The 7,724-nt window shown below is 70.9% G+C and carries 6 protein-coding genes; 2 read left to right on the top strand and 4 right to left on the bottom strand.

The window, feature by feature from the left end:
• Positions 1–352: 352 nt before the first annotated feature.
• The gene (locus ACFY0T_RS26255; protein ID WP_388875133.1) at positions 353–901 is read right to left on the bottom strand and encodes a MarR family winged helix-turn-helix transcriptional regulator; all 549 of its coding nucleotides are present in this window, start codon (positions 899–901) and stop codon (positions 353–355) included.
• 144 nt (positions 902–1,045) lie between these two features.
• Here ACFY0T_RS26255 and ACFY0T_RS26250 point away from each other — a divergent pair, with 144 nt between their 5' ends.
• A complete protein-coding gene (locus tag ACFY0T_RS26250; RefSeq protein ID WP_388875178.1) occupies positions 1,046–2,323 on the top strand; it encodes an MFS transporter in 1,278 nt (425 codons plus the stop codon).
• An 82-nt stretch (positions 2,324–2,405) separates the two neighbouring features.
• On the opposite strand, the gene ACFY0T_RS26245 is transcribed toward ACFY0T_RS26250, so the two are convergent.
• The 3 genes from ACFY0T_RS26245 to ACFY0T_RS26235 all read right to left on the bottom strand — a co-directional run bounded on the left by ACFY0T_RS26245 (position 2,406) and on the right by ACFY0T_RS26235 (position 6,535).
• On the bottom strand, positions 2,406–3,221 hold the full coding sequence (locus tag ACFY0T_RS26245) for a class I SAM-dependent methyltransferase (RefSeq protein WP_388875130.1): 816 nt from the start codon (positions 3,219–3,221) through the stop codon (positions 2,406–2,408).
• 146 nt (positions 3,222–3,367) lie between these two features.
• Positions 3,368–5,023 (bottom strand): SpoIIE family protein phosphatase, encoded by a 1,656-nt coding sequence (locus ACFY0T_RS26240; RefSeq protein ID WP_388875127.1) that lies wholly within the window; start codon positions 5,021–5,023, stop codon positions 3,368–3,370.
• 132 nt (positions 5,024–5,155) lie between these two features.
• Positions 5,156–6,535, bottom strand: coding sequence for an NAD(P)/FAD-dependent oxidoreductase (locus ACFY0T_RS26235; RefSeq protein WP_388875123.1), 1,380 nt, complete (start codon positions 6,533–6,535; stop codon positions 5,156–5,158).
• A 375-nt stretch (positions 6,536–6,910) separates the two neighbouring features.
• Here ACFY0T_RS26235 and ACFY0T_RS26230 point away from each other — a divergent pair, with 375 nt between their 5' ends.
• Positions 6,911–7,690, top strand: a complete 780-nt coding sequence (locus tag ACFY0T_RS26230; RefSeq protein ID WP_388875120.1) for a TetR/AcrR family transcriptional regulator — start codon at positions 6,911–6,913, stop codon at positions 7,688–7,690.
• Positions 7,691–7,724: the final 34 nt, after the last annotated feature.

Here is a 7,724-nt window from a genome sequence, read left to right as displayed (position 1 = left end):
TTTCCCTTTCCGGCGGTTCCGACTCTATCAGATCCTTTCGGGCCTGACCCCCAGTCAGCGGGGTTTGTCTTCGCGGCTGTTGGGCCGTTCCGACGTCCCAAACTTTAGCGGATCCTCTCGGCAGTTCCTAATCGGGCCGCCGAACCCAAAGCGAATTGAATTCGGGCACGCCGAATTCAACCCCGTTGGGAGATCGTGCTGGTGGTTTGGTTGCCGCATCTGCGGCGGAGGTGCTGCCGCAGAACCGTTACAGCCCCGTGGCAACTCGAAGAACCTTACGGACCGGCGAAGGCGATGTCAACCTCTCCTGTCAAGATCTTTAATCGGGGGTCGAGATCCCGGGCCGAGGCCCTCAGTCGAGGTCGCTGAGCCGACCGCCCGCGTCCGGCTGGGCGTGCTCCACGCGTCGTAGAAGACGGGTCAGCACCTCACCCAGGACGCCGCGGTCATCGGCGGACAGGTCCTGGAGCAGGTCCTCCTCGAAGACGGTGGCGAGGCGCATCGCCTCGAGCCACTTCTCGCGCCCCTCATCCGTGAGCTCCACGATGACGCGTACCCGATTGGACTCGTCGCGCTCTCGCGTGACCAGCCCCTCCGCGACCATGCGGTCGATGCGGTGGGTCATCGCGGCCGGAGTGAGGCCGAGCCGCTTGGCGAGGTCACTCGGACCCATGCGGTACGGGGCCCCGGAGAGGACGAGGGCCTTGAGGACCTCCCACTCGGCGTTGCTGATGCCGAGCGCGGCGGTCTGGCGGCCGTATGCGACGTTCATACGCCGGTTGAGGCGGGAGAGGGCCGAGACGATCTTCTCGACCTGGGGGTCGAGGTCCCGGAACTCGCGCTGGTAGGCGGCGATCTGTTCTTCGAGTGTCGGCTCACTGACGCCGGGGGTGTCGCCCATGGTCGCAGTATCGCATGGCATTGCTTGGCGTTGAAGTCCTTCGAGGTGTACAGTTCAACCTCTAACTTTAGCTTCGAAGTCTTCAGGTCTGCATCCATGCAGGGGGAAGCTTCGCGACCAAGGCAGGTGAAAGTGACCAGGGCGATGGGCGCAGCGATGCGCCGGATCCACGTGGGCAACGCACTCAGCGCGTTCGGGCTCGGCTTTACCGTCCCCTTCCTCTACGTCTATGTGGCGCAGGTGCGGGGACTCGGCTCCATGACGGCGGGCATCGTGCTCGCCGTCTTCGCCGTGGCCGCTCTCGTCGTGCTGCCGTTCGCCGGACGGGCCATCGTCCGGCGCGGCCCGCGGCCGGTCCTGCTTGCCGCCCTGGTCACCGCCGCCTTCGGAGCGATGAGCCTCGGGCTCGCGAACAGCGCCACGACCGTGCTGCTGTCGGCGGCCGCGCTCGGTGCCGGACAGGCCGTGATGCAGCCGGCGCTCGCGACGATGATCGTGGACTGCTCCTCGGCGGAGACGCGGTCACGCGCCTTCGCGACGCAGTTCTTTCTGCAGAACCTCGGGCTCGGCATCGGCGGGCTGATCGGCGGCCACATCGTCGACACGTCGCGGGCGAGCTCGTTCACGCTGCTGTTCGCGATCGAGGCGGCGATGTTCCTGCTGCTCGTCATGATCATGTCGACCGTGCGGATGCCGCACGCGCCGAAGGTCGTAGGTGCGCCGCAGGCCAAGGGCGGCAGCTGGAAGCAGCTGCTCGGCAACCGGGCCATGGTGCAGCTGTCCGTGCTGGGCTTCGTACTGTTCTTCGCCTGCTACGGGCAGTTCGAGTCGGGCCTCTCCGCGTACGGCGTCGAGGCGGCCGGGATCTCCACCTCCGCGCTCGGTACGGCGATGGCGGCGAACACCGCGATGATCGTGGTCGCGCAGTTCGCGGTGCTCAAGTTCGTCGAGCGCCGGAAGCGGTCCCGGGTGATCGCCGCGGTCGGCCTCATCTGGGCCGTCGCCTGGCTCACGGCCGGGTACGCGGGCCTCGGGCACGGTAGCCAGACCATGGCCACGGCGGCCTTCGTCTCGACGTACGCGCTCTTCGGGCTGGGCGAGGCGATGCTGTCGCCGACCGTCGCGCCGCTGGTCGCCGATCTGGCGCCGACGGGCATGGCGGGTCAGTACAACTCCGCCTTCGCCCTGGTGAAGCAGCTCGCGCTGGCGGTCGGTCCCGCGGTGGGCGGTCCGATGGCGGCGTCGCTGCACGGCCCGTACATCGTGACGTTCCTGCTCTTCTCGCTCGGCATCACGTTCCTGGCCGTGCGGCTGGGGCGGCAGCTCACCCCCGTACAGAATCAGCCCTCGCTCGCGAGGAGCCGGGTGGTCGCGCAGGGCGGAACGCCGACGGAGCCGGTGCCGGTCTCGACGGGTTCCTGACGGACGGACGTACGACGGCCGCCGCCACGTCTCTACGTGGTGGCGGCCGTCTTTGTGTCTCAGCGGACTGCCGTTCTGCGTCTCAGCGGACCGCCGTCACCAGGTTGGCCGTGAAGGGGAGGGTCGCGCTGCCGTCGGGGGCGGTGCGGTCCGCCAGGTGGGCGTGGACCGCGCGGCCGGCCCGTACGAGGGCGTCGTCGCCGCCGCTGTCGGCGATCGCCTGGCCCCAGGACGTCGACGAGAGCTGGCCCGGGGCGTACTCGGCGAGGGGCGGGAAGGCGATGCCGAAGCTGACCTCGTGGGCCGTGATGTCGTGGAAGCCGGCGGTGCGGAGGGCGGTGGTGAGGCGTTCGGCGGTGCCGGAGAAGGCGTTCTCGTAGTCCGCGGCGAGCTCCGGGCCGCCGTACTCCTTGACGGCCTCGTACTGGGCCACGAAGTACGGGATCAGGTCCCTGGAGGCCCAGGTGGTGGCGGCGAAGCGGCCTCCTGGGCGGGTCACTCGGGCCGTCTCCGCGAAGGCCGCGTCCAGGTCGGGGACGAACTGGACGCCCTGCTGGCAGACGACCGCGTCGAAGGCGGCGTCCTCGTAGGGGAGTTTGTCCGCCGGGGCCACGGTGAACTCGATGTCCGGGTACATCCGGGGGGCGTGTTGCCTGGCCACCCTGATCATGCCGTCGTTGACGTCCGCACCCGAGACGCGGCCCGCCGGGCCCACGCGGGCGGCCGCCGCCCTTGCCGCGAAGCCGGTGCCGCAGGCCAGGTCCAGGACCGTGGCACCGGGGAACAGGTCGACGGCGTCCAGGACCGCCTCCACGAAGGGCGCCATGAACGGCGCGGCGTACTGCTCGTAGCGCTCGGGAGCACTTCCTTTGAGCTGAAAGCCCGTTTCGTCTGCCATGGGGGAGCTACTAGCACCGGGTGGGGCGGGCGGCTAGGTGACGCGCGGGGACTGCGGGTGGGGTTTCGCTGAGTGGAGCGCCCCGTCAGGGGCGCGGGGCTGTGACAGTGTGCGGCTCCGCCGCGTGGGCGCGACCAGCCCCCGCCTCAACTCCCCCCGCGGGGCAGCGCGAACTCGCACCACACCGCCTTGCCGCCGCCCGGCGTGCGCCGGGAGCCCCAGCCGGAGGCGATCGTGGCGACGATGGCGATGCCGCGCCCGGCCTCGTCGCCCGGTTCGGCGCGGCGGCGGCGCGGGAGGTGGTCGTCGCCGTCGGTCACCTCGATGATGAGGCGGCGGTCGGTGCGGCGCAGGCGCAGGCGCATCGGCGGGGTGCCGTGCTGGAGGGAGTTGGCGACGAGTTCGCTGGCCGCGAGGACACCGAGGTCGTGCAGCTCAGGAGGGAAACGCCAGCTGGTCAGCACGCCGGAGGCGAAGGCACGCGCGCGTGGGGCCGCCTCGACGCCGCCGAGGAGCTCCAGGGCGGCGTTGCGGAAGAGCTCGCCGTCCGGCCCCGTACGAGCGGGGTGCTGGAGGACCAGGACCGCCACGTCGTCGTCGTGGTCGGCCGTGACGCCCGCCGAGCGGACCAGGCGGTCGCAGATCACCTGAGGGGTACCCGTGGCGCCGACGAGGGCACGCTCCAGGGACGCGATGCCCTCGTCCAAGTCCTCGTCGCGGCGCTCGACCAGGCCGTCCGTGTAGAGGACGGCGGTGGAGCCGGGCCCCAGGGGGACCGATCCCGACGCGTGCAGCCAGCCGCCGGTGCCGAGCGGCGGTCCGGTGGGCTCGTCGGCGCGGTGGACGGTACCGCTCTCGTCGCGGACCAGGATGGGGAGATGGCCCGCCGAGGCGTACACCAGCCGCCCCTCGTTGGGGTCGTGGACGGCGTACACGCACGTGGCGATCTGGTTGGCGTCGATCTCGGTGGCGAGGCCGTCGAGGAGCTGCAGGACCTCGTGCGGGGGGAGGTCCAGGCGGGCGTACGCGCGTACGGCCGTACGCAGCTGGCCCATGACGGCCGCGGCGCGCACCCCGCGGCCCATGACGTCGCCGATGACGAGCGCCGTGCGGCCGCCGCCGAGGGTGATCACGTCGTACCAGTCGCCGCCGACCGCGGCCTCCGTGCCGCCGGGCTGGTAGGTGGCGGCGATGCGCAGGTCGTCGGGCTCCTCCAGCTCCTGGGGGAGGAGGGAGCGCTGGAGGGTGACGGCGGTTTCGCGCTGGCGGCGCTCGCTGGCGCGCAGCCGTTCGGCGGCCTCGGCGTGGTCGGTGACGTCGGTGGCGAAGATCAGCACGCCGCCGCCCTGGCCCTCCGGGGAGGTGTCGACGGGGGTGCAGGTGAACGTGTACGAGCGGCCGCTGGGCACCTTGCGGGACTTGACCGTACGGGGCTTCGCGCTGCGCAGTACCTGGTCGAGGAGCGGCAGCAGGCCGAGCTCGTCCAGCTCGGGAAGCGCTTCGCGCGCGGGATCGCCGACCGGTCGTACCCCGAAGGCCGCCGTATAGGCGTCGTTGACGTACGCGACGCGGTGCTCGGGGCCGTGCACGAGGGCGACGAGCGCCGGGACGCGGTCGAGGACCTCGCGCACGGGCAGCTCGTCGACGGCGAGCGCGGGCGGCGCGTCGTCGCTCAGCCGTTCGGCGCGGGCCGCCGGCACGGAGCCTTCCCCTCGTCGGTCCGGGGAGACCGTGTGCTCGGTCCGCGCTGCGGCGCGGCGCTGCGTTCCGGGGAGCCGGGCGCTCCAGCGCGTGAAGTTCACAGTGGGGAAAGCCTCGTGGGTTAGAAGGGCGAGCGGTGGGCCCGCCCAAGGTCGTGGACCAGTCTGGCAGTCTGGCCGACCGGGCCGACATCCGTCAGACGCCGGCCCAACCGGTGGAGTTCCTGGGTCCGGTCAGGACGACCCCTTCGGGTCGAGCTTCGGGTCGAGAGGATGCTTTCCACCGGCCGCGAGTTCGAACTCCGCACGGGGGTGTTCGAGCGAACCGAGAGACACGATCTCCCTCTTGAAGAGCCCCGCCAGGGTCCATTCGGCGAGCACACGGGCCTTGCGGTTGAAGGTCGGCACCCTGCTCAGGTGGTAGACGCGGTGCATGAACCAGGCAGGATAGCCCTTCAACTTGCGCCCGTAGACGTGTGCGACGCCTTTGTGCAGCCCCAGGGACGCGACCGAACCGACGTACTTGTGGGAGTACGTTTCGAGCGGCTCGCCGCGCAGGGAGTGCGCGATGTTGTCGCCGAGGACCTTGGCCTGGCGTAGGGCGTGCTGGGCGTTGGGCGCGGTCTCCTTGCCGGGTTCCGCGGCGGTGACGTCGGGGACGGCGGCGGCGTCTCCCGCGGCCCACGCGTGCGTGACGCCGTCGACGGTCAGCTGGGGGGTGCACTTGAGGCGGCCGCGCTCGTTCCGGGGGAGGTCGGTGGCGGCGAGGATCGGGTGCGGTTTCACGCCGGCCGTCCACACGACCGTACGCGTGGGGAAGCGGGCGCCGTCACTGAGGACGGCGATCCGGTCCGCGCAGGAGTCGAGGCGGGTCTCCAGGCGTACGTCGATGTTGCGGCGGCGCAGCTGGGTGATCGTGTATTTGCCCATCTCCTCGCCGACCTCGGGGAGGATGCGGTTCGAGGCCTCGACGAGGATCCACTTCATGTCCTCGGGCTGCACGTTGTGGTAGTAGCGCGCGGTGTAGCGGGCCATGTCCTCCAGCTCGCCGAGCGCCTCGACGCCGGCGTAACCGCCTCCTACGAAGACGAAGGTCAGGGCCGCGTCGCGGATCGCGGGGTCGCGGGTGGAGGAGGCGATGTCCATCTGCTCGATGACGTGGTTGCGCAGGCCGATGGCCTCCTCGACCGTCTTGAAGCCGATGGCGTAGTCGGCGAGCCCGGGGATCGGGAGGGCGCGTGAGATCGAGCCGGGGGCGAGGACGAGCTCGTCGTACGTGATCTGCTCCGCGCCCGCGCCTTCCTCCTCGGTGGCGAGCGTGGTGAGGGTCGCGGTGCGCTTGGCGTGGTCGATCGACTGGGCCTCGCCGATGACGACCTTGCACTGGTCGAGGACCCGGCGCAGCGGGACGACGACGTGGCGCGGCGAGATCGAGCCCGCGGCCGCCTCGGGAAGGAACGGCTGATACGTCATGTACGGGTCGGGCGAGACGACCGTGATCTCCACATCGCCCCGCTTCAGTTCAGGATTCAACTTCCTCTGCAGGCGCAGAGCGGTGTACATCCCGACGTAGCCGCCGCCGACAATGAGAATGCGCGCACGTTCCTTCACCATCCCATGACGCACCCAGCTCTGGAGTTTGTCCACAGCCCCGGCAATTTGTGTGACCGGGCGCCGACAACGCGCAGGGTTGGCCGATTTGCCGGAGTCCACGGAAGATGTGCAGGTCAGCGGGGGTGAGCGGGGTGGGCGGAGGGGGCGCAATCGGGACGTAACCGCCCCGTACTCCGATCGGGGGGCGCTCCGTGCGGAACCTGCCCCTTCTGAATTGACCCCCTCTCAACTATGTTCGTGTGTCGACGGGGTGTAGGGGGATGCGCTCGACGAGTCCGTAGGGCGGGCTCGTGCACACAAGCTTGTTCCGCACGCTCCGGCTACCAATGGCGGGGAGAGTCTCCGGGGGGAGACGTCATTACCGGGGGAACGCTTATGCACATTCAGGACTCTCATTGGTCTTCCGCGTCTGCCATCGCGTCCGGTGGCACGGTCAGCGGGGCGGCGAGCGGCAATGGCCGCGGTCTGGGCGAAGGATCGCGCACGACGCCGCTGCGCGTGGACGCACAGCGCAATCTGGAGCACGTACTGCGCGCGGCGCGCGAGGTCTTCGGCGAGCTGGGGTACGGCGCGCCGATGGAGGACGTCGCCCGGCGCGCCCGGGTCGGTGTCGGCACGGTGTACCGGCGCTTCCCGAGCAAGGACGTCCTGGTCCGGCGGATAGCCGAGGAGGAGACCTCCCGGCTGACCGACCAGGCACGCGCGGCGCTCGGCCAGGAGGACGAGCCGTGGTCGGCGCTCTCGCGCTTCCTGCGTACGTCGGTGGCCTCGGGCGCCGGGCGGCTGCTGCCGCCGCAGATACTGCGGGTCGGCGTCGCGGAGGACGGGGTCGAGGCGGACGAGGCGCGGGTGCCGCAGCAGCGGTCCCAACTCTCGCCCGAGCTGCGGCTCGTCGAACAGCGGCCGTCGCCCGAGGAGGAGTCGGTGGTCGCGGCGGCGGACGACGCCGGTGCGGCTGCGCTGCTCGACGTGGTCGGCCGACTGGTGGAGCGGGCGCGTGCGGCGGGCGAGCTGCGGGCGGACGTCACCGTGGCGGACGTCCTGCTGGTCATAGCGACGGCGGCGCCCTCGCTGCCGGACGCCGCCCAGCAGGCCGCGGCCTCGGCCCGGCTCCTCGACATCCTGCTGGAGGGGCTGCGCTCGCGTCCGGCGTGAGCTGTCACTCGAGTACTGGGGTTCCCTGGAGTGC

Source organism: Streptomyces sp. NPDC001530 (genome assembly GCF_042894545.1).
GTDB lineage: Bacteria > Actinomycetota > Actinomycetes > Streptomycetales > Streptomycetaceae > Streptomyces.
This window is presented reverse-complemented; position numbering and strand designations above follow the sequence as displayed.

Bases quoted from the DNA above. Each gene is read 5' to 3' on its own strand.
- ACFY0T_RS26255 (WP_388875133.1), bottom strand. From the start codon at position 901: ATGGGCGACACCCCCGGCGTCAGTGAGCCGACACTCGAAGAACAGATC.
- ACFY0T_RS26230 (WP_388875120.1), top strand. From the start codon at position 6,911: ATGCACATTCAGGACTCTCATTGGTCTTCCGCGTCTGCCATCGCGTCC.
- ACFY0T_RS26250 (WP_388875178.1), top strand. From the start codon at position 1,046: ATGGGCGCAGCGATGCGCCGGATCCACGTGGGCAACGCACTCAGCGCG.
- ACFY0T_RS26245 (WP_388875130.1), bottom strand. From the start codon at position 3,221: ATGGCAGACGAAACGGGCTTTCAGCTCAAAGGAAGTGCTCCCGAGCGC.
- ACFY0T_RS26235 (WP_388875123.1), bottom strand. From the start codon at position 6,535: ATGGTGAAGGAACGTGCGCGCATTCTCATTGTCGGCGGCGGCTACGTC.